Origin of the sequence: Symbiobacterium thermophilum IAM 14863, assembly GCF_000009905.1 — a bacterium.
Classification (GTDB): domain Bacteria; phylum Bacillota; class Sulfobacillia; order Symbiobacteriales; family Symbiobacteriaceae; genus Symbiobacterium; species Symbiobacterium thermophilum.
This window is the reverse complement of sequence record NC_006177.1, coordinates 1,441,065-1,462,801: the sequence shown is the minus strand read 5'-3', so window position 1 is coordinate 1,462,801 and position 21,737 is coordinate 1,441,065. Positions and strand designations below refer to the sequence as shown.

15 protein-coding genes are annotated in these 21,737 nt (G+C 65.6%); 5 read left to right on the top strand and 10 right to left on the bottom strand.

What is annotated here, in order from left to right:
- Nucleotides 1–131 precede the first annotated feature (131 nt).
- Nucleotides 132–1,031, bottom strand: coding sequence for a LysR family transcriptional regulator (locus STH_RS06690; protein ID WP_011195449.1), 900 nt, complete (start codon nucleotides 1,029–1,031; stop codon nucleotides 132–134).
- Between the two features lie 196 nt (nucleotides 1,032–1,227).
- Between STH_RS06690 and STH_RS06685 the strand changes: the two genes are divergently transcribed.
- Both STH_RS06685 and STH_RS06680 read left to right on the top strand, forming a co-directional pair.
- A complete protein-coding gene (locus STH_RS06685) occupies nucleotides 1,228–3,057 on the top strand; it encodes a 2-oxoacid:acceptor oxidoreductase subunit alpha (protein ID WP_011195448.1) in 1,830 nt (609 codons plus the stop codon).
- Nucleotides 3,058–3,062: 5 nt separating this feature from the next.
- Complete coding sequence (locus STH_RS06680) at nucleotides 3,063–3,932, top strand: 2-oxoacid:ferredoxin oxidoreductase subunit beta (protein WP_043713658.1); 870 nt, start codon at nucleotides 3,063–3,065, stop codon at nucleotides 3,930–3,932.
- 104 nt (nucleotides 3,933–4,036) lie between these two features.
- Here STH_RS06680 and STH_RS06675 read toward each other — a convergent pair whose 3' ends face one another.
- The 9 genes from STH_RS06675 to STH_RS06635 form a co-directional block, all read right to left on the bottom strand.
- Nucleotides 4,037–4,933, bottom strand: coding sequence for a glycoside hydrolase family 130 protein (locus tag STH_RS06675; protein ID WP_011195446.1), 897 nt, complete (start codon nucleotides 4,931–4,933; stop codon nucleotides 4,037–4,039).
- 55 nt (nucleotides 4,934–4,988) lie between these two features.
- Entirely contained in the window at nucleotides 4,989–5,915 is a 927-nt protein-coding gene (locus STH_RS06670) for a glycosidase (protein WP_011195445.1), read from the bottom strand.
- 197 nt (nucleotides 5,916–6,112) lie between these two features.
- A complete protein-coding gene (locus STH_RS06665) occupies nucleotides 6,113–6,961 on the bottom strand; it encodes a carbohydrate ABC transporter permease (protein ID WP_011195444.1) in 849 nt (282 codons plus the stop codon).
- A 12-nt stretch (nucleotides 6,962–6,973) separates the two neighbouring features.
- On the bottom strand, nucleotides 6,974–7,966 hold the full coding sequence (locus STH_RS06660; RefSeq protein ID WP_043713654.1) for a carbohydrate ABC transporter permease: 993 nt from the start codon (nucleotides 7,964–7,966) through the stop codon (nucleotides 6,974–6,976).
- 77 nt (nucleotides 7,967–8,043) lie between these two features.
- On the bottom strand, nucleotides 8,044–9,351 hold the full coding sequence (locus STH_RS06655; protein WP_011195442.1) for an ABC transporter substrate-binding protein: 1,308 nt from the start codon (nucleotides 9,349–9,351) through the stop codon (nucleotides 8,044–8,046).
- A 270-nt stretch (nucleotides 9,352–9,621) separates the two neighbouring features.
- The gene (locus STH_RS06650; protein ID WP_043713651.1) at nucleotides 9,622–11,106 is read right to left on the bottom strand and encodes a DNA cytosine methyltransferase; all 1,485 of its coding nucleotides are present in this window, start codon (nucleotides 11,104–11,106) and stop codon (nucleotides 9,622–9,624) included.
- 42 nt (nucleotides 11,107–11,148) lie between these two features.
- Nucleotides 11,149–12,216, bottom strand: coding sequence for a hypothetical protein (locus STH_RS17070; protein WP_050742150.1), 1,068 nt, complete (start codon nucleotides 12,214–12,216; stop codon nucleotides 11,149–11,151).
- 17 nt (nucleotides 12,217–12,233) lie between these two features.
- The gene (locus STH_RS06640; RefSeq protein ID WP_011195439.1) at nucleotides 12,234–13,736 is read right to left on the bottom strand and encodes a UvrD-helicase domain-containing protein; all 1,503 of its coding nucleotides are present in this window, start codon (nucleotides 13,734–13,736) and stop codon (nucleotides 12,234–12,236) included.
- Nucleotides 13,737–13,739: 3 nt separating this feature from the next.
- Nucleotides 13,740–15,635, bottom strand: a complete 1,896-nt coding sequence (locus STH_RS06635; RefSeq protein ID WP_011195438.1) for an ATP-dependent helicase — start codon at nucleotides 15,633–15,635, stop codon at nucleotides 13,740–13,742.
- Nucleotides 15,636–15,784: 149 nt separating this feature from the next.
- On the opposite strand from STH_RS06635, the gene drmA reads away from it, so the two are divergent.
- From drmA to drmC, 3 genes are read left to right on the top strand one after another with little or no spacing between them, the layout of a single operon-like run.
- Complete coding sequence (gene drmA / locus STH_RS06630; RefSeq protein ID WP_043713648.1) at nucleotides 15,785–19,120, top strand: DISARM system helicase DrmA; 3,336 nt, start codon at nucleotides 15,785–15,787, stop codon at nucleotides 19,118–19,120.
- Nucleotides 19,120–20,937 carry a DUF1998 domain-containing protein gene (gene drmB, locus STH_RS06625; RefSeq protein WP_011195436.1) on the top strand — a complete coding sequence of 606 codons (1,818 nt, stop codon included), beginning with the start codon at nucleotides 19,120–19,122 and terminating at the stop codon, nucleotides 20,935–20,937. The genes drmA and drmB overlap by 1 nt, the downstream gene beginning before the upstream one ends.
- A complete protein-coding gene (drmC, locus tag STH_RS06620) occupies nucleotides 20,937–21,734 on the top strand; it encodes a DISARM system phospholipase D-like protein DrmC (RefSeq protein ID WP_011195435.1) in 798 nt (265 codons plus the stop codon). The genes drmB and drmC overlap by 1 nt, the downstream gene beginning before the upstream one ends.
- Nucleotides 21,735–21,737 lie beyond the last annotated feature (3 nt).

Genomic DNA, 21,737 nt, shown 5'->3' with positions numbered 1-21,737 from the left:
GCCGAGGATTATTATAGCAAGAACGTGTGCCGGGACAGGGGGGCTGATGTAAAATAGGGTCCAACTCCCATCCCGGGGCCAATCAGGGATAGGTACGAAGAATTAGGCGCATAGGGCGCAGATCCTCCTTCTTAGCCCCCCTGTCTGAAGAAGTCCACAATCATCTGGAACAGCCGCTCGGTGGCCGGGCTCCAGCCCGGATTCGGATGGCGGAAGGCCAGGCTGGTGGTGCGGGCCATGCGCGGCATCCCCTCCACCTCGACCCGGACCACGGTGCCCAGCGCCAGCTCCCGCTCCACGGCGGAGGCCGGCACGAGCGCGCAGCCAAAGCCGGCCTCGACCATGAGCGTGACGGCCTCGTGGGAGTCGAACTCCATGGTGACGTTGGGGTAGACCCCGGCCTGTTCCAGCATCGCGTCCACGAAGGTGCGGAAACGGGACGGGGCCTGGAACGAGATCAGGTCGATCTCCCCCAGCTTGGCCAGGGGCAGCGGATCGGGGAGCTCCGAGCGCCGGCCGGGCGCGCAGACCAGCACCACCGGGTCCTCCACCAGCGGCACGGAGCGCAGCCGGGGGTGGGTCACGGGCGTCGGCAGGATCGCCAGCTCGATCTCCCCCTCCAGCAGCCGCTGGATCGTCTCCTGCGTACGGTCCGCCTTCACGTGCACCCGGATCCCCGGATGCTCCCGCTTGAACGCGGCCAGGATGGGCGGGAGCAGACGCAGCCCGACCGTGGTCACCGCGCCGATGGCGATGCGCCCCCGCTCCGGATGAGCCAGGTCGGCGACCTCCTCCTTCAGCGTGTTCACCGCGGTGATGATGCGTCTCGCCCGCTCGTAGACGAGCCGTCCGGCCGGCGTCAGGTGGATCTGCCGGCCCGAACGGTCCAGAAGCGGCGTGCCCAGCTCCGCCTCCAGGGCGGCGACCTGGCGGGTTACCGCGGGCTGGCTCAGCCCCACCAGCGCGCCCGCCCGTGCGAACCCGCCGGTCTCCACGACCCGGCAAAAGGTGATGAGGTGCTGTAGCAACAAGGGCGTGGCCTCCCGGGCTACCCCGGCAGCCGATGCACCGGGGGTATTTCGGCTATGTCAAATATGCATGTTCATCATACCCGAATAAGTCGTATAGTTGGAAGTGGGAAGCAATCGACCGTCGGCAGCAACCATCGATCCGGGGCAGGCACAATGGCCTGCACACGGAGTATGCCGCTTTGAGGAGGGGAACAGGTTGCTTAAGGAGGTTTGCTGGCAGATCGGCGGCGAGCAGGGGTCCGGCCTTGACTCCACGGCCGAGGTCTTCAACACGGTTGCCAGCCGCGCGGGGTACTACGTGTACGCCTACAAGACCTTCGCATCCCGCATCAAGGGCGGACACACCGACTTTACCACGCGCATTTCCGTCGAGCGGGTCCAGGCGCCGGCCTCCGGCGTCAACCTGCTGGTGGTGCTGGACCAGGAGTCCATCGACCTCTGCGCCAAGAACGTCTACCCCGGCGCCATCATCCTGGCGGAGGAGTCCTTCGAGCCCAAGCTGCCGGAGGGCATCGACGCCCGGCTGCTGACCATGCCGTTTAATAAGATGGCGCTGGCGCTGGGCAACACGCTCATGAAGAACAACCTGGTCCTGGGCGCCTCGGCCGCGCTGCTGGGCCTGCCGCTGGAGGGCTTCAAGGCCTACGCGCAGCGCCGGTGGGGAACCCGCGGGGCGGAGTTCGTCGCCCTCATCCACCAGGCCATGGACCAGGGCTACCAGTACGTGGAGGAGCACTGGCCCGAGCTCAAGCTCGATCTGGCCAAGCCTGACGGCCAGGAGAAGCTGCTCATGACCGGCAACGACGCGGTCGCCCTCGGGGCGCTCGCCGGCGGCTGCCGCCTGATGTTCTCCTACCCGATCACGCCGGCCTCCGAGATCGCCGAGAACCTGGTCAAGGCCTTCCCGAAGGTGGGCGGCGTGGCCGTGCAGATGGAGGACGAGCTGGGCTCCATCGTGGCCTGCGTCGGCGCCGGTTTCGCCGGGGCCCGGGTCATGACCGCGACCTCCGGCCCGGGCATCTCGCTGATGCAGGAGGCCATCGGCCTCGCGTCGATGACCGAGACGCCGGTGGTCGTGGTCGACACCCAGCGCGGCGGCCCCTCCACGGGCATGCCCACCAAGCAGGAGCAGTCCGACCTGCTGGCCCTGGCCTACGGCGGCCACGGCGAGGGCCCGCGCATCGTCCTGGCCCCCGGCTCCGTGGAAGAGCTCATCCCCATGACCGCCGAGGCCTTCAACCTGGCGGACAACTACCACTGCCCGGTGCTGATCGCCTCTGACCTGGCCCTGGCCCTGTTCCAGCAGACCGTTGAGCCGACGGCGGTCGACCTCAGCAACCTGCCCAAGATCGACCGCGGCCCCATCGCCGACCCGCAGGAGCTGGCGGCCTTGGGGCGCGACGTGTTCGAACGGTACAGCAAGCAGGTCAACGAGAACGGCGTGTCGCCCCGCTCGCTGCCCGGCATGAAGAACGGCCAGTTCCTGGCCACCGGCGCCGAGCACGGGCCGATGGGCAAGGTCACCGAGAACCCCGCCAACCGGGTCTACATGATGGACCGCCGCCTGCGCCGGCTGCACCACGTGAAGACCGAGGCGGTACGCTACTTCGGCAGCCCGAACGCCGACCTCGTGCTGCTCGCCTTCGGCACCACCCTCGGGGCGGCGAAGGAGGCCCAGCCGATCATCGAGGAGATGACCGGCAAGAAGGTCGGCGTGCTGCAGGTCCGGTTGATCTACCCGGTGCCCGTGGCGGAGATCGCCAGGCATGTGGGCAACGCCACCGCGCTCGTGGTCGAATCCAACGCCACGGGGCAGTTCGCCTTCATGCTGAAGGGGTCCGGCTACGACCAGGAGAAGGTCGCGAGCCTGCTGAAGTACGACGGCACCCTCTTCACGGTGAAGGAGATCGTGGACGGCGCCCGGGCGGTGCTGGCCGGCGAGGCCCGGTACCTGGTGACCGGCGGCGGCCAGGGCGTGCGGCCCACCGATGACCCGACCATCGCGCTGACGGCGAAGGAGGCGTAAGCGAAATGGCAGTGACCATGGCGGATTTCCGGACGTCCGAGAAGTCCTGGTGGTGCCCGGGCTGCGGCGACTTCGGCGTCCTGGCGGCCCTGCAGAAGGCCCTGGTGGACCTGCAGATCGAGCCGGAAAAGGTGGCGGTGGTCTCGGGCATCGGCTGCTCCGGCAAGATCGGCAACTATATCAACTCGTACAACCTGCACACCGTGCACGGCCGGGCGCTGGCGGCCGCCCAGGCCCTGAAGCTGGCCAACCGGGAGCTGACGGTGATCGCCGCCGGCGGTGACGGCGACGGCTTCGCGATCGGCATGGGCCACTACATGCACGCCCTGCGCCGCAACGTCAACATCACCTATATCGTGATGGACAACATGATCTACGGCCTCACCAAGGGCCAGACCTCCCCCACCTCCGAGACCGGCTTCACCACCAAGTCGACGCCCACAGGCAACCTGGAGAGCCCGGTGAACCAGCTCCAGCTGGCCCTCGCCTCCGGCTGCGGCTTCGTGGCCAGCGGGTTCTCGGCCAACCAGAAGCAGCTGGTGGAGATCATCAAGCGGGCGATCCAGCACCCGGGCTTCGCCCTGGTGAGCACCTACTCGCCCTGCGTGACCTTCAACCGGGTGAACACCTTCGACTTCTTCAAGCAGAACCTGGTCAACCTGGACGAGGACCCGTCCTACAACCGGCACGACCGGTTCGCCGCGATGAAGAAGCTGATGGAGACCCAGGAGCTGGTCACGGGCATCATCTACGAGGATCCCGAGTCGGTCCCCTACGAGGACAGGGTGCCCGGTTTCCGGGAGCAGGGGATCGTGAACCAGGACTGGACGATGGATCCCGCGGTGTGGGAGCAAATCGTGGCCCAGTACAAGTAGGCGCCAACACGCAGAAAGCCCGGCGGTGCGATGCCGCCGGGCTTGCGCGCGAACCGCCGCCCGACGTGAGTGTCGGGCGGCGGTTCTCCGTGCTTCTTGCCATATCAGAACCTGAGATCCGACAGCCGTACGGCCGCCACGCCGATCACCGTGTCGGCGCCGCCGTAGTACACGTACAGGTCGTCGCCCCGCAGGGCGTGGCCGGTGGAGAAGATCACGTTGGGCACGAAGCCCTCCCGCTCCCACTCCAGCTCCGGCTCGATGATCGGCTCGTCCTGCCGGGCGAGCACGACGGACGGGTCCTCCGCGTCCAGCAGGGCGATGCCCAGCCGGTAGGAGTTATCCGCCTTCCGCGCGCCGTGGTAGATGAGCACCCAGCCCTGCTCGGTGCGGATGGGCGGGCCGGCGATGCCGACCCGGGCGTCCTGCCAGGTCCCCTCGATGGGCGAGAGAATCTTCCGGTGGTCGGTCCAGGTGACCAGGTCGTCGGAGTAGGCGATCCAGATGTCGGGGTACCGGCGGTGAAGCAGGACGTAGCGCCCGCCCACCTTCTCGGGGAAGAGCGACGCGTTCTTGTTGGGTTCGTCGAGCATCGGGCCGTGCCGCTCCCAGGTGATCAGGTTCTTGGAAGTGGCCCGGCAGATGCGGTAGTCGCCCTCGAACCGGTCGGAGAAGCCCGTGTAGGTGAGGTGATAGGTGTCGCCGATCTTCACGAGCCGGCCGTCCTCCGCCCCGCGCAGCTCCTGCACGTGCTCGCCGGGGGCGAGCACCGGCCGGTCCAGGCGGGTGAAGTGGATGCCGTCGCATGAGACCGCGTAGCCGATGGCGTTCATGTAGCGGCCGTAGCGGGCGTGGCCACCGATGTTGGTGGCCCGGTACAGCAGATGGAACAGCCCGTTGTCATAGATGGCTGCCGTATTGAAGACGGCCGCCCGCTCCCACTCGTTGGCCGGGTTCGGCTTCAGGATGGGCTTGGTGGCGAGCCGCGTCAGCTTAATCATAGGCGCATCGCCTCCTGACCGGATGGCAGTAGTTAGGGCCTGAAAGACGAATACCCTAGCGAGACGGGGTCAGGTGGTGCAGCAGCACGGTGCGATCCACCGCAGCCACACCCAGGCAACAGTCGCCGCCGCCGTAGTAGACAAAGTACGCGCCGTCCTTCTCCACGGAGCCGCACGAGAAGACCACGTTGGGCACCAGGCCGTTCCGCTCCCAGTCGGTCTCGGGCTCGAGGATCGGGTGCGGGTACCGGGCCAGGACCCGCGTCGGGTCGGCCAGGTCCAGCAGGGCCACGCCGAGCCGGTACACGTTGTCCGAATCGACGGCGTGGTAGAACAGCACCCATCCGGCCTCGGTCCGATGGGGCGGACCGGCGGCGCCGATCTTCTTCGCTTCCCACCCCCCGGGGATCGGTTCCATGAGGATGCGGTGGTCCGTCCATGATTTCAGGTCATCCGAGAAGGCGATCCAGATGCTGGGCTCCCGCCGGTGCAGGAGCACGTAGCGGCCGTTCACCTTCCCGGGAAACAGCGCGACGTCCTTGTTCGGCTCGTCCAGAAGGATCTCGCGACCGTGCCACTCGAACAGGTTCCGGGACCAGGCCAGGGCAGGCCGGAAGTCCTGCCAGTGCCTGCCGCCGAAGGCGGTGTAGCACATATAGTAGATGTCGCCGATGCGGGTGATGCGCGGGTCTTCCACTCCCCACGCCTCCTGCTCGGTGGCCGGCGCGAAGACCGGCCGGTCGAACCGGCTGAAGTGGATGCCGTCGGTGGAAACGGCGAGGCCGATGGAGGAGACGAACTTCTCCTCGGGGCGCGGCGTCGGGCTGTCAAGCCGGAACCGGTTGTTCGACGCCCGGTAGAACAACCAGAACAGGCCGTTTTCGTAGATCGCCCCGGCGTTGAACACCGCCTCCCGCTCCCACTCGTGCTCCCGGACCGGCGTGAGGATGGGCTGCTGCGATAGCCGCTGCAGCTTCAGCACAATCTGAGCCCCCCAATATCTCTTAGCACATTATATTTTAGCATGTGCTGTGACTGCGGGGACCGGTAAGTGGTGACGGTCCAGGATACGTCTGGTGACCGCACAGGGTGCGCCGCGCCGGCCAGACGCCACCGACGGGAACGGGAGCAGCCACCCGGCGCCGATGCCCGGGCGCGGCAAAGCCCGCCGACGTCCAGTTACCCCTTGGTGGCGCCGACGTTAAGACCTTCGATAAAGTACCGCTGCGCGGCAAAGAAGAGGCCCAGAATGGGCAGGGCCATCAGCACGGAGATGGCCATCATATAGTTCCACATCGGCGCCTCCTTCGACAACGACTGCTCGAAGAACTTCAGGCCCAAAATCAGGGGGAAGTGGTCCGTCGAGTGCAGGTAGATGAGCGGGCTCTGGAAGTTGTTCCAGTTGCCCTGGAAGGCCAGCACGCCGATGGCCAGCAGGGCGGGGCGGATGAGCGGCAGCATGATGTGCCAGTAGATCTGGACGATGTTGGCCCCATCGATGATCGCCGCCTCCTCCATCTCCCGCGGGATCGTCAGGAAGAACTGGCGCATCATGAAGATGTACGCTGGCCCCCAGGCGAACCACGCGCCCACGGTGAGGGGCACGAAGGTGTCCACCTGCTTCAGCCTGGCCCAGATCATGAAGCTGGGGATCATGGTCACCACGCCGGGGAGCATCATGGTGCAGAGCAGGATGAAGAAGAGGGTGTCGCGGCCCCGGAACTGGAAGCGGGCGAAGCCGAAGGCCACCAGCGACGTGGTGAGCAGCTCGGCGGCCATGGCCAGCACCGTGATGAAGAGCGTGTTCAGCAGGAAGCGGCCGAAGGGGAGCATGCGCCAGGCGTCCACGTAGTTCCGCCAGACGGGCGGCCGGGGAATCCAGTCGGGCGGGTAGGTGAAGAGCGCGTCGCTGCCCTTCAGCGACGTGGAAACCATCCAGAAGAGCGGGACGACGATCACCGCCGCGCCCAGCGTCAGCAGGAAGTAGGTCAGGAAGCCCTTGATCAGATCAGACAGCTTGCGGTTCACGGCTTTCCCCCCTCACCGTTGGCGCAGTTCGCCCTCGTAGTAGACATAGGCGTCGGACCATTTCCAGACGATCGCGGTCAGGATGAGGATCAGCACCATCAGGAACCACGCCACGGCGGAGGCGTAGCCCATCTTGAACTGGGTGAAGCCCTGCTGGTAGACGTACACGTTCAGGAAGGTGCCGGCGCTGCTCGGGGTCGCGATGAAGAGCGGAGCCGTGAAGTTCTGCATGGCGCCGATCACGCCCATGATGGTCACGTACAGCAGGGCCGGCGAGATCATCGGCACGGTGATGCGGGAGAAGACGGTCCAGGGGCCCGCACCGTCGACCAGGGCCGCCTCCTTCAGCTCCTTCGGCACGTTCTTCAGGGCCGCCAGCAGAATCACGGTGTTGGCGCCGAACACGCCCCAGAAGGACATGATGATGAACGAGGGCAGCACCAGCCGCTCGTCCGAGAACCACGACAAGGGCTCCATGTTCAGCAGCCGGTAGACGGGGGAAAGCAGGCTGTTGATCAGCCCCCGGCTGGCGAACATCCAGCGCCAGAGCAGGGCGGTCGCGGCGGCGGGCAGCACCGCCGGAACGTAGTAGAGCGTGCGCCAGAAGCCGATCCCCCGGACCTCCCGGGCCAGGAGCGAGGCCGTGCCCAGGGCCCCCAGCACGCCCAGGGGGACGCTGATCACCGAGTAGAGCACCGTCAGCCGCACGGACGGCCAGAAGCGCGTGTCGCGCGTGAACATGTCGACGTAGTTCTTCAGGCCGACCCACCGGGGCGGCGTCAGCACGTCGTACGCGGTGAAGGACAGGTAAAGCGAGTAGAGGATCGGGAAGAGCTGCCAGATGATGAGGCCCAGCAGCCACGGCAGGATGAGGGCGTAGCCGGCCGCGGTGGACCGCCGGGCCCGGAAGGCCCGGAGCAGGCCGTAGGTCAGGAGCATGAGCAGGAGCATCCCCACGCCGACCGCCACCCAGCGGACCAGGGTGTAGAGGTACGGATTGGACACCGGAATCCCCCTTTGCATCTGTACAGGGCGGCGGGCCGGCCCCTTCCCCGGGGGCCGGCCCGCGTGCGCGCCCGCGCCTACGGAAGCACCTCTTCGAGGCTTGCCCGGGCCCTGGCGGCCAGCTCAGCCGCACTGCCCTTCTTGCTGTAGAGCGGATCCTGCAGCTGCTCCCAGAAGATCGTGTCCCACTCGGGGTGGTTGGGGATGATCCGGAAGGCGCGCATCTCCTGGGCGGCCTGCATGATCACCTCCGCCCCTTCGGCCTTGCGGGGCTCGTTCTTGGTGATCTGTTCCGCCGTAGCCATCGAACGGCGCGGCGGGACGATCTTCCAGTTGTGGATGCCCTCGGTGAGGGCGATCAGCGCATCGTAGGCTTCGTCGGGGTGCGGGGTCTTGGCGTTGATCACCGTGGAGGCGGCCCAGGCGAAGGTCGTCCGGTTGGCGGGACCCTTCGGCACCCGCACGTGGCCGACCCGCAGCCCCTCCACCCGGTCCAGGTCGTCGGAGGCGCCGCCGAAGAACATGGCGATCTTGCCGGCCTTGAACATTTCGCTGAAGCCCTGTTCGTTGACGGTCGCCATCGACGGAGCGACCTCTTCGTTGTAGATGATCGAGCTATAGAACTCCAGCGCCTGGATGGCCTCGGGCGAGTCGATGGGCGAGGACTTCAGGTCGGGGCTGATCACCTCGCCGCCGGCCTGCCAGATGAACATATGCACCGGCGGCCAGCCGTTGAAGGAGGTACCGTAGATGCCCTTCTCCTTGTCGGTCAGCTGGACGGCCAGGTTGCGGAACTCCTCCCACGTCCAGTCGTCGGTGGGGTACGGGATCCCCTTCTCATCGAACAGGTCCTTGTTGTAGTAGACGATGACGGGCTGGCCGATCCACGGCAGGCCGTAGACCTTGCCCTCGTACATGGCGTGCTCCAGCACCAGGGGGAAGTAGTCGTCCAGGTTGGCCGCGGGGCGGCTGTCCGCCTTGAGCCGGTCGGTCAGGTCCATCAGCGCGCCCCGGGCGGCGTAGGGCACCACGTACTCCTGGGCGAGCCAGATGAGGTCGGGCGCGGTGCCGCCGGCGAGCATGGTCTGGATCTTGGTGTAGTAATCCGCCGGGGCCGGTTCATGCACGATCTGGAACGTCTCCGACTCCGCGTTGATCCGGTCAATGATGGCCTCCAGCTCCTGGGCCTCCTGGGCGCCGGCCCACGTGGCCAGGCGGATGGTCACCTTCTCCCGGGACGCGGCCTGCTGGTCGGTCTGTTCCTGACTCTGGGGCTGCGGCGTCTGCTGGGCGGAGTTATCGGTCTGAGTGCTGCCGCAGGCGGTGACCAGCAGCGTGAACGTGAGCAACATGGCGGTGAGTAGGGTGTGTGTACGACGTCTCATCCCAATACCTCCTCCAGATGTGGGTTGAGAATGAGAACGCCGCAGGGCCGAATGGCTTCCTGCGGCGGATTCTCCGTGGATCGGCGAACGTGTAGCGGATGGGACCCGACGGATCACCGCTTCACACTCTCCGGCCCTTGGTAAGCAGATTGCTCTCACCAGCACTTTCCGGGACAAACGATAGCACATCCGGGCAACCGGAAACAAGAGTGCTCAAGCGCCAGAATGGTACTTGCTCCGCACTGCGGACGTAGTAACCGTGCGTCAAGCCTAAGGCCTATCTGGCAAACGTACTCCCAATGCCGTCTCGATGGCTTCCCGCACCGCTGCACCGACACGCCAAGCGAGAAGGGGGGGCACGGCATTACCGATCTGGCGAAACGCTGGGTTCATCGTGCCAGCAAAGCGAAATCCATCCGGAAAACTCTGCAGGCGGGCCGCCTCACGCACCGAAATGGTCCTCGCCTGTGCGTCGTCATAGTGGATGTGAGTGTAGCTGTCCTTGCCAAGATGAGCCATGAGGGTCCGCACCGGAAGGTCCCGTTCCATTTTCCACCATCTATTAGGGAACTTCGACACGTCGTAGGGAGGTACGTACTCCTTCCACAACCGCTGGTATGGCTCTGAACCGGGTGCGATGTCTACACCTTCTCGACGAAGCCGTTCAACAGCCGCCATGAACAACGAGAGCGCGTGGGCATACGCCTCCGGATACTGGTCGCCAGGACGCATGCGGGCGAAAATGCGATAGTCCCGCGGTAGATACCGGATCACGTGGTCCGAAATCCCGTGAAGAGCTTCGAACCCTGGCCAAGTACGCATTAGCCTGGCGTAGTCGGAATGAGGTGGCCCCGCGTACGGTACCTGCTCCGTAAAGCGACGCGGCCCCCGGCCGATCCGGTTCTCCAGGTGTGCAGTGATCGGCGGAAGGTCTCCGATAGCCTCATACGCGGTTACCGCCGGTGGAAGGGCTGGGTCGACAGTGGGCGGAGAAACAAAACTTCCGAGACGCTCCGGTTGCAGAAGGCCGAGGGTACGCATCGCCACTTTCCGGGCGTTCTTATAGCCAGCGGGCAGGGTGAAGGCATGAGTGGGGACGGGAAACTCGGGCTCCACACCCAACTCTCCAGCAACTGCTATAAGAAACATGCGTTCTCGCATCTGCGGCACGCCGTAGTGGACGGCATTCAACAGGGTGTAGCGGCAGACGTAATTTCGGTCCTCCAGCCAATCCGCAACCTCCTGGGCGATGTTATGGCCACCGTAATTAAGCGCGTCGGGGACGTTCTCCATGACCAGGGCCACGGGCTTCAGGCGGTCCACGTAGTACAGGTAGTGGAGGAACAAATCGCCGCGCGGATCCAACTTATAGCCTTCAGGATGGCGCCATATCTCCCTTAACTTTGCCCGCCCGACCCGGGCATACGCCTGACAGGGCGGGCCGCCAATGATGATGTCGACGAGATCCTCTGCCCGTTCTCCTGGATAGAGCTCGCCAAGCACCTGGTCCGGTTGCTCCTGTGAGATGTCTCGGGGCTTGGCGTGAAGATCGAAGCGATCTCCCGGATGGAAGTTGATGGCGTGGGATCTGGCTGCGTGCGGGTCCATCTCGACAGCAGCCAGGATCTCGAACCCGGCCCGCTGAAAGCCCAGAGACAGTCCTCCGCATCCTGCAAACAGGTCGAGAACCCTGGGTCGGCCCCCGGAGGCTAGGCGTTCGAGCTTTTTCATGCGAACCGGATCCGGACACTGCATCAACGCGGCCTCCTATGCGCTACAGTTCTGAACACGACAGGGTTACACCACCACGGGTAGAAACGCCGTAATGATACGCCCGGCCAGCAGGTGGCCAGGGGGCAGCCCCAGCGCTGTGTCCAGCGACTTGAAGGAAACCTCCCACTCCGCGACCGTCTGCGGACCGGACTGCTCCCGGTCTCCCACGAAGTGTAGATTCACCAGCCATGCCGGCACCTGGGCCAGGATGTTCAGGAAGTACAGGTGAGCGATGCGGCTAGCTGCCTGGTAGTACTTCCCCACCCAGTCTGCCGCCGGATCGGCGCCCAGGACGGCCTTAACCTGCTCCAGCCTCTGCTGCATGCGCTCCAGACTCTCCCTGCCGACCTGGTACCCCGGACCGGTGATCTCCTGCACATGGCTCCTCGCCTCCAGCAGGAGGACCCCCCGGATGCCGTGGCGTCCGGATACCTGTGCGAGACCGTCCCAGACCGGGCCGTCGGACGGCCAGAACTCGGCAAGCCTGGGCGTGAGGTCCGCGAGTCCCAGCGCATCCAGATACGTCACGTCCCGGTTCTCCCGGTACCCGTTCGTGGCCAGAGGCCAGACCCAGTGCGGGTGCCCGCCCGCAAACGCGCGTAATGACTCGCTGGCGGACAGGAGCAGGCAGTTCAGCAGTTCGGGGTTGTCGCCCACCAGCCGCTGCAGGTGGTGCCGGCTGCCTCCCGTCGCCATCTGCGACGTCGCCACCGCCTCGGCGGCCGGTGGGACCGCTTCCTCTCCCGCCTGAGTGCTTGGTCTTGTAGCCGCCGGCCTGGGCTCGGGAACGGGGTAGCCGTAGTCCTGCAGCCGCCGGCGCGCTATGCGGTGCTCCTCCTCCGTGAAGAGCGCGGCAAACCGTGGCAGGAGCACATGCGCCTCCACTGTGAGGTCCAGCCGCTTCAGCTCCCATAGCCGCACGAACCCGTCCGAGACCCGGTCGGTGCGCAGGAGGAGCCGAGCTGCCCCCAGGCCCCCGTGGTCGAAGATCATCCGCCTCAAGTCCCTCGGGTTGTAGCCGCACTCCCGGGTCGCCCGCTCGCATATTGAGACCATCGCCTCATGAAACTCCCGCTCGAGGGGGCTCCCCATGTCCTCATCCCGACCTTTCACTCTGCTCGCCTGTAGAGCGTCGGATCCATCTCAATCACGAACTGTGAGACGGGACGGCACGCAAACAGGGCCAAAGTCAGCCGGGCCCGAGTCATGGCCACATACACCTTTCTCCTCTCCGTGGCGATGAACTCCTCCCGGTCTTCGGCACTGAGATCGCGGCTCAGCGATGAGGGTATCGACCCTTCTCTGAGCGACGTAACCGCCACGTGGTCGAACTCCAGCCCCTTCGCCGAATGAAAAGTGACCAGCTTGATACCGGGCGACACAGCATCGTAACTGTGATCCCGTCCCAGGATGAGGTAGGGTACCCCCGCATCTTCCAGCGCCTGGGCGTACCTCTCCCGGAGACTGGCCGTGGGCACGATGATGCCGATGGTATCCTCCTCCAACCCCGGCGTGGCCAGCAGTCGCAACGCCCATTGTACAACCTGTTGGATCTGCGTCTCGAGATCGGGGGCCACGTACAGTATGGGCACCGGCCCGTTCACGTCAGGGTCGGCGGCTGGAACGTACTCGTCGCTCCCGGTGATGACCAACGGGTCGTGCCGCTGCAGGCTGCGAGCGAGGCGGATGATCTGGCGGGTAGACCGGAAGGTTTGCTGGAGCGAGCGACTGCGCCCTCGAATGTCAATCCCCAGCTCTGTCCAGGAAAAGTTCCTCTGGTAGATCGACTGTCCCTTGTCTGCTGCGATGGTGAGGCTGACAGTGGTGAGCTCCCGAATCGCCCTGAGCTGCATCACCGTCAAATCCTGCGCCTCGTCAACCAATACGTACTGCGGGCACCTGTCAGGGGTGATCAGCCCGAGTCTCTTGGCCTCCAGCAGTTTCAGGGCGACGTCGTCGAAGTCCCACTTCTTCTGATTTCGATTCAGTTCCTCATACTTCTCGTATACCGCCCAGATGTACTCCCGGTTTTCCCGGTCAACCCGGACAGTGTTCCCCCGCCCCGTACGCGGCTCACTTATATACCGGTCCCGGTTCTTGCCCAGGCCCTTGATCCAGGAGAATTCCTCCTTGAGGAACTCCAGCTCCATGACCTTCGCACGCCGGGGATCAACCGGCGGCTTCCGATTTGCGCCGAAGGATGGCGGCTTCAGGTCTTGGCGGTACTTCCGGATAATGTTACGAGCAAACTTGATCTGGGCCTCCCGATCCTGCTCTTTCATCACGCCTCCGCGCGGAGCGTAGCCCACATCCTGGAGCAGCTGCAGGCCCCAGCCATGGAACGTCTGCGCCTCGATCAGGCCGTTCCCCTCCTCGAGCGCTAGCTGGCGGACGTAGGCGGTGAGGAGCGAGCTGAAGGTCAAGACCAGGATGCGAGGCGAGGGTGTTCCGCCCGCCGTCTCGATGCGATAGGCGCGCTCCAGGAGGACCGTGGTCTTTCCGCTGCCGGGGATACCGCGAATGAGCAGATCCTGGTCCAGCGGCCAGTTCACGCATCGGCGTTGCTGGTCCGTCAGCTTTACGCGCTTCCGTTTCTTGATCTGCTGTTTCATCTGCTACGGCCTCCTCAGGAACATGTCGTGCTGACGGCGGCGGGCCTCCTGGATCAGGCGGAGGGTCTCGTCATCCACCGCTTCTTCTGAAGAAGGCGAGCGATCACGCCAGGGTTCGACGTGGACCGTGACCACGCCGGACCCGTCGATCGCACCGAAGAAGTCCTCGTTACGAACACCGGGCTGGCCCAACACGTAGAGCCGCTCCTGGGCCCTGGTAAGTCCCACGTAATAGAGCCTCCGCTCCTCCGCAACATCGGGATGTGCACCGTGCGGGAACTCCCGGTCAGAGAGGTACATGAGAAACACCACACGGAACTCCAGACCCTTAGCCGAGTGAATGGTGCGGACCTGCACGCCCTCCAGGGAGGCGGGGGTCGCATCCGGCGCGCCCTGTTCGAAGACGAAGTCCACCACCTCTCCCGCGAACTCAGCCCCGGCCGCCTGCGCCTCGCGCAGGAGTGCTGTGGCCTCGTCGGGCGTCACGTCGCCGAGGGCGTCCCTGAACTCGCCGGCAGCTATACGCTCGATCATATCTCCGATGTCTTCACCATAGTAGTCGGGATCACCGCAGAGGTCCCGCACCACCTCGTACACATGCGAGCTACGAATCGGGTCCCGCTCCTGCTCCTCAGCCCGAATACCGAGCCGTTCCAGCGCCAGGCGCACTGCCCTACCTTGCGGTGCATGCTCGGTATCCTTTCGGACCAGGACGGCGATGTCCGACGGCTCGATCCCCTCCTCGGTCACAAGGCGGGCGATCTCCGAAGCCGCCCAGAAGGCCGCCTGGTCAAGGCTCCCGGCGTGGACCCGCACGACCTCCAGGTTCCGGCGTCTGTAAGACTCGACGGGCTCATCGACTGTACCCGGATAGGGGACAAGCTGCTTCCGCCCAGGACCGTGGATGCGGTCCAGTACCCGGTTTGCAGCATCCAAGATGCAGGCGCTGGAGCGATAATTCTCGACAAGATGTACCGGTTCCAGCACGGGAAGCGCCGAGCCCGTCTCCAAGATGCGCTCAGCGAAGTGGAGGATGTTGCCGATGTCCGCACCGTTGAAGGTGTATATCGCCTGATCACTGTCCCCCACCACGGTGACCGAGGTCCGCTCGCCAACGAGAAGCTGGATCAACTCCTCCTGGGCCCGGGAGGTGTCCTGGTACTCGTCCACGATGATGTACTCCAGATTGGCTCGCGCCCGTTGCAGGGTCTTACCTTCCCGATACAGGGCGAGAATCGCCTCGGTGACCATGCCGGGATAGTCCAGGTAGTTGCGGGCACGCAGCATTCGGTTGTAGCGCCTCCAAACCTTCCGAAGGTTAGGGGTTTCAATGCGCGCGGGAACATAGAGCACCCCGTCCGGCAGGTCGTCTGGCTCCAGCGGCAACCCCTCCTCGATGTCGGCGCAGCCCTGGCGCACGGCATCCAGCGCCCGGGAGTACTGTTCGACCCGGGTGGGTAGATCCCAAGGATCCGAGAGGTCACCAAGCAAGTCCGCCGCATGCTCCTGCAGCAGAGGGTTGATGCGGTCCCGGCCCACAGAGATCACACCGAACCCGGGACGAAGCCAGGTCTCCCCCGCCCCGATGGCGATGCGCAGGATGCGATAGGCCAGGCCGTGGAGGGTGAACGTCGGAACCGCACCGCCCGCTCCGAGGACGCGTGTGAACGCCTCCACTCTGTCTAGCAAGTGGGCGCGTGCGGCGCGCGAAAACGTCACCGCCAGGATGGCCTCCGGCGGAACGTCCTGAACCAACTGCAGCCACAGGATGCGCGCGGCCACGGTGGTGGTCTTGCCGGTGCCTGCCGCCGCGTTGATGCACAGGTGTCCACACGGCGCCGTCACCGCCTGCCGCTGCGCCGGATTCAGCCACCCGAGAAGGGCAAAGCCCCTGGACATTCAGCCACCCCCAGGTTGGACACCGTCTTTTTCATGGAATTAAACTTTCAACTGTCGGAGTCCTCCCATGTCCCGAGAGGTCTTGCACGATCAACTGCAGAATTGTCGAGATAGGTTGTAGCTTGCTAGTGAAAGGGGGGCAGCCCTCTATGAAGGACACTGCCAAGGAGCGGGTGCGGTCCGAGCTACTTGACCGCCTGCGCAAGGAGCTTGTGGGACCCAACGACGACGAGGAGGAGCTTGGCGAGAGCCCCTCCAGCCGGTACCTCTGCGGCATCCTCTGGCCGCGCGGTACGCCCATGGAGTCCGCTGAGGACGACCTGACTGACAACATGATGGACGACGAGGGTGAGTCGCACAGCGGGCAGGACCTCTCAGCGCCGCTGGCCCAGGCGCTGAACCCGTCTTCCATCGGCCTCTCCTTCGTGGTGGAACCGGGTTGCGATAGGGTGCGAGTCCGCGCGTCGTGGGGGATGTACCGGAAGTCTGAGGAGCACCGGGAGGCTGGCAGCACCCGGTTAGAACGGTGGCTCCGAGTCCCCCATGCGATCGAAGCCACCGTGCCGCTCATCGCCGACGGGAAGCGGCGCAGTTACCCGGCGACGGACGCCCCCGGCCCGAAAATCGAGTGGCTGGCCCGGCCTCTGGAAGGCAGGACCGCCGTCAGTCTGTTCCTGGTCAACCGCTACAACAGACCGGAAGGGCCGGAGGACGAGCTGTGCCTGTTCCAGCCCGTCATACAGGTGACCGCGCCGGAGGAGGGCGACCCGGTCTTCTCCGCCCGCCGGCTGCAGGTACCCGAGGGGCAGAGACTGGACGAACGGCAGGACGAGCTGTTGTACCGCAAGGCACAGGTGTTCGCCGTTGGCCACGGCACAGCTGTGCGCTGGGATTTGGCGCCCGGGCGGTTCGACCGGGCTGTCAAGCTGGAGACGGTTACCATCCCGGACTACACCGTACCTCTCATCGTGGCGCAGCAAGATCAAGGAAGCGCGGTCCTGGACATGCAGAAGCTGGCTGACGTGCCCGATGAGGACAGACTGTTCGACTACCTGAACCCGCTGATCGAGGCGTACTGGAACTGGTTCGAGCAGCGGGAACGGGAGTTGGAAGAGCTACGATCTGAGCTGCTCCATGAGTTGCAACGTCAGGCGGAGGACCACCTTGCGCTCTGCAAGGAAGCGGCCGAGCGTATGGAAGCGGGCCTCCGGCGCCTCAGGACGGACCCGAAGGCCTTTCAGGCGTTCAAGTTCGCCAACCGGGCCATGGCCTGGCAGCGGACCCAGGCGGACTGGGCCCGCCGGGCCCGCAAGGATGCCCAAGTCTGGAGGACGCCGCCCATCCCGCTGAAGAGCGCTTGGCGGCCCTTCCAGATCGCATTCATCCTCGTCAACATCCTGAGCGTGGTGGAGCCTGCCCACAAGGAGAGGAGTTACGCCGACCTGCTCTGGTTCCCGACCGGCGGCGGTAAGACCGAGGCCTACCTGGGCCTTGCAGCCTTCCTCCTCGCTTACAGGCGGCTGCGAGGCGAGGTAGACGGCATGCGAGGCGATGCCGGTGTCGCCATCATCATGCGGTACACCCTCCGGCTGCTGACGATCCAGCAGTTCCAGCGTGCAGCCACCTTAATCTGCGCCTGCGAGTTGATCCGCCGGGAGGACCCCGAAACCTGGGGCCACGAACCCTTCCGTATCGGACTCTGGGTGGGCGGCAACTCGACGCCCAACGACTTCGACGAGTGTGCGAAGGCCCTAACCGACAAGAATCACGCGGGGCCCACGCCCGTACAGCTGGTCGCGTGCCCGTGGTGCGGAGCACCGCTGCGCTCATCCGACTACTACCCGCACAAGAAGACCCGTCGGCTCATCATCGGGTGCTCCCGCAAGGGCTGTGACTTCCACAGGCTGAAGAATCCCGACGGCATCCCCGCCCTGGTGGAGGACGAGGAGATCTACAGGCTCGCGCCGGCTCTGGTCATCGGGACGGTGGACAAGTTCGCCCGGCTCCCATGGATAGCGGAGACGGGCAGCCTGTTCGGACACGTGCGGGGCTGGATCCCCGGCTGGGGGTTCGCGGCCGTCGGCGAGAGCGAAGAGACAGCCGCCAGGCGGCATGCAACACTGCTTGCACAGAACATGCAAGAACAGATCACGGACTGCCGTCCTCTGCTGCCCCCGGAGCTGATCATTCAGGACGAGCTCCACCTCATCAGCGGGCCGCTGGGCACCATGGTCGGCGTATACGAGACGGCGATCGACTACCTCTGCAGCCGGGAGATCGACGGCCAGCAGGTAGGCCCGAAGGTCATCGCCTCCACGGCCACCATCCGAAACGCGGTGTCTCAGGTACAGGGGTTGTTCAACCGGCGCGCGGTGGTGTTCCCGCCGCCCGGCCTGGAGGCCGGCCACTCGTTCTTCGCCGAGGAGGTGCCGCTGGAGGAGGCCTCCGGCCGGATGTACGTGGGAATCTTCGCACCGGGCCGGTCCGTCAAGACCGCCCTCGTGCGCGTGTACGCCGCGCTCCTCGCCTCTGTCGGCGCAATACAGGCGAGCGCCGCCGACCTGGACCCATACTTCACAATGGTCGGCTACTTCAACTCGCTGCGTGAGCTGGGCGGCGCCGTGCGGCTCATCGAGGACGACGTGCGGTCCCGCATGGCGAAGACCCTGGCCAACCCCGACCGCCCCGGACAGAAGTACCGGTTCGTCGCCCGGAAGCTGCCCGACACGGTACCCGAGCTGACCAGCCGGGTCGACTCCAGCCAGGTTCCGCGCTTGCTCGACCAGCTGGAACGACCGCTGCTGGACCCACCTGACCCGGAGAAGCCGCCCGTGGACGTGGTGCTGGCCAGCAATATGATCTCCGTCGGCGTCGACGTGCCGCGGCTCGGCCTTATGGTCGTCACCGGGCAGCCGAAGACCACGGCCGAGTACATCCAGGCCACAAGTCGGGTGGGCCGCACCCATCCGGGCTTGGTCATCACCGTGTACAACTGGGCCAGGCCACGGGATGTCTCCCACTACGAGCGCTTCTACAGCTACCACGCGGCGCTCTACCGGTATGTGGAGGCAATCAGCGTCACGCCGTTCTCCTCCCGGGCCCGGGACCGGGCGCTCGCAGGCGCCTTCGTCACCATGTGCCGGCACGGCATCCGCTCGCTGACAGCCCGCCGCGCAGCCCAGAAGTTCAGGGCCACCGATGTAGCCGTGCAGGCCATCCGGCAGCGCGTCCTCGACCGGGTCCGCGACTCCGGGCAGCGAGTCGAGCTTGGGGACGTCGTCCAGGACGTCGACCGTATCATCGAGACCTGGCACAAGGCCGCGGAGGCTGGCGGCCTAGTCTACGCCGGGGACCGGGTCGCGCCAAACGTCCTTTACCCCCTCGAGGAGAAGCGCTCCACCCGGGACCTGTTCGCGGCGCCCAACTCGATGCGGGACGTGGAGACCCCGCTGGGACTCTATCTGAAAGGGGAGGGCAGAGGCTGATGGACGACCGACGCAAGGTGGGCGAGATGCGCCCCAGCCAGCTCATCACGACCTTCGGACCCGGCGCCATCGTCGACCTTCCCGACCTGTCCGTCCTGGTGGCCGGCCTCAACCACTGGGACGAGGATCTGTGCCAGCCCATTCCGGAGAGCCGGCTGACGGCGCGGCTTATGATCGACCGGGTCCTCGCGCCGCCCATGAACCCGCGGAACCCCAAGGAGCCCAACCTGCCCGTCTTCCGTTTCCCGACGTTCATGGTCTGCCCCGACTGCCGCACGCTGGCCCGCTACGACCGGTTCGTCGCAGACCGCAACGGCGTGCTGTACTGCTATCACAAGGGTACGGAAAAGGAGACCGACAAGGTCAGTGAGGCCTCCCGCGTCTTCCCAGTGCGCTTCATGATCGCCTGCCCCAGTGGCCACCTGAGTGACTTCCCCTGGCACGCCTTCGTGCACCGGGACAAGCCGTGTCCACTGGGCGACAAGGGCCGGCTCACCCTGGACGAGAGCGGCACCAGCGGATCGATCCGGGACGTGGTGGTACGCTGCTCGTGCCGCCCGGAGAAGGGACGCTCGCTGGGAGACGCCTTCGGCAAGGACGCTGGAAAGGTCCTGGGGCGGTGCCCAGGCCGGAGGCCGTGGCTGGGCCGGGACGCAACAGAACTATGCGACGAGACGCCGCGGGCCCTGCTGCGCGGTGCGTCCAACGCGTACTTCCCCATCGTGGAGAGTGCGCTGGCCATTCCTCCTTACACCCGACCCGAGTTCGACTACCTCGACAAGGTGCGCGACCAGCTGGAGGAGGCCTCCTCGTTCGAGGAGTTCCGGGATCAGGCGTGGCGCTGGGTGAACAGGGAGGTCCGAGAGCTCTTCACGCCTGAGCAAATCTGGACTGCCTGGGAGGAGAGGCGCAAGCTGAGACGAGGACCGGACCAGGACCTGCTCTTTCCCGAGTACCGGGCCCTGCTCTCCACCCCCTACTCCGACCCTGAGCAGGACTTCGAGGTGGAAGATCAGCCGGTGCCGCCCCTTTTCGAGGGGTTAATCGACCGGCTGGTGCAGGTTCGGCGGCTTAGAGAGGTGCGGGTCCTAGCGGGCTTCACCCGCATCGACCCACCCAGCGATATCACTGCCATCGTCACCGGTGACGAGGAGACCCGGTCAACCGCCCGCAGGGCGTTCCTGGGACCGCTGCAGCCCGAGGGTAAGCGGTGGCTGCCAGGGATCATGGTGCGGGGAGAGGGCATCTTCTTCACCCTGAACCTCGACGCCGTGCGTGCTTGGGAGGAACGCGTCAAGGACGCAGCGGATGCCATGGCGCAGGCGCACAAGAAGTACTGCACTGACCGAAACATATACCCGCACCCGCCTTTCCCAGGCGCCCGCTACGTCCTCCTGCACTCGCTGGCCCATGCCCTCATCCGGCAGCTAGGCATCAGATCGGGCTACTCGACCACAGCCCTGCGCGAGCGGATTTACGCCCGGAACACGCCAGATGAGCAAATGGCGGGCGTGTTGATCTATACCGCGACTCCGGACTCGGAGGGGAGCCTCGGAGGTCTCGTGGAGCAGGGGCAGACCGACCGGTTCGGCGAGGCGCTCTGGCACGCCTTGCAGGAGGCCTCGTACTGCTCCAGTGACCCGCTGTGCGCCGAGCACGAGCCCGAGGCGCACGGGGACCTCAACGGTGCTGCGTGCCACGCCTGTCAGCTACTGGCAGAGACTTGTTGCGAACGCTCCAACCGCTTCCTTGACCGATCGTTCCTGGTGCCCACCGTGTCGAATCCGCACCTTGCGTTCTTCGGAGGCGTGTTGTGATGAACCCGAAGCTGGAGCTCAGCCTAGTCGCCCTGGCCGAGAGTGCTGGGGATGACGCCCTGGCAGCGTTGCGGGCCCTGCTGGCGGCGGAGCGCATTGGCCCCGGCACGACACTCCACGAGGTCCGCACTCTGCTCGCCCCGCACCGGATCGACGATCACCTGCTGGCACCATTCCTCAAGCTGTGGGCCGCGACCGGGGCGACCGCCGTCCCGGGTCCGGCCCTCGCGCTCGCCCTGGGGGTTGCTCACGCGACCCGCGCCCGCGCCGAGAGGCGCGCCCCACGGATTAGCCCAGTGTGGACCGGCCCCTACGCCCCGCCTGGGGTCCAGGCCCGCTCCACACTGGCCGTGATGCAGGAGATGGTTGAGGGAGCCCGTGCGCGGATCCTGCTCGTGGGCTACGCCCTCACTGGCGAAAGCCCCGAGGCCGTGCGCCTCGTCCTGGCGCTGGCGCGCAGGGCGGCACAGGGGGTGCAAGTGGCGATCGCGCTGCACGACGACGGCAAGAACCACGATACCCTTCTCAACCTGTGGCCGGAGCGAATCCCGCTAAGCCTGCTCCGGTGGACGGGGCGGCCGGACGTGCCAAAGGCCTCTCTGCACGCGAAGTTACTGGTCGTCGACAGTCGTGACCTACTAGTTACCTCGGCCAACCTGACGCATCTCGGGCTGGACAAGAACATCGAGTTCGGCGTGCGCATTCAGGGGCAGGTCGCCCATGAGATCGACCGCCACTTCGCCGCGCTAGTCCGTGACGCTGTGCTTGTGGAATACGATCGCAGCCAGGAGGAGTAAGGC

Coding starts and splice junctions, on each gene's coding strand:
- STH_RS06680 (WP_043713658.1), top strand. CDS start 3,063: ATGGCAGTGACCATGGCGGATTTCCGGACGTCCGAGAAGTCCTGGTGG.
- STH_RS06675 (WP_011195446.1), bottom strand. CDS start 4,933: ATGATTAAGCTGACGCGGCTCGCCACCAAGCCCATCCTGAAGCCGAAC.
- STH_RS06655 (WP_011195442.1), bottom strand. CDS start 9,351: ATGAGACGTCGTACACACACCCTACTCACCGCCATGTTGCTCACGTTC.
- STH_RS06650 (WP_043713651.1), bottom strand. CDS start 11,106: ATGCAGTGTCCGGATCCGGTTCGCATGAAAAAGCTCGAACGCCTAGCC.
- STH_RS17070 (WP_050742150.1), bottom strand. CDS start 12,216: ATGGGGAGCCCCCTCGAGCGGGAGTTTCATGAGGCGATGGTCTCAATA.
- STH_RS06640 (WP_011195439.1), bottom strand. CDS start 13,736: ATGAAACAGCAGATCAAGAAACGGAAGCGCGTAAAGCTGACGGACCAG.
- STH_RS06635 (WP_011195438.1), bottom strand. CDS start 15,635: ATGTCCAGGGGCTTTGCCCTTCTCGGGTGGCTGAATCCGGCGCAGCGG.
- drmA (WP_043713648.1), top strand. CDS start 15,785: ATGAAGGACACTGCCAAGGAGCGGGTGCGGTCCGAGCTACTTGACCGC.
- drmB (WP_011195436.1), top strand. CDS start 19,120: ATGGACGACCGACGCAAGGTGGGCGAGATGCGCCCCAGCCAGCTCATC.
- drmC (WP_011195435.1), top strand. CDS start 20,937: ATGAACCCGAAGCTGGAGCTCAGCCTAGTCGCCCTGGCCGAGAGTGCT.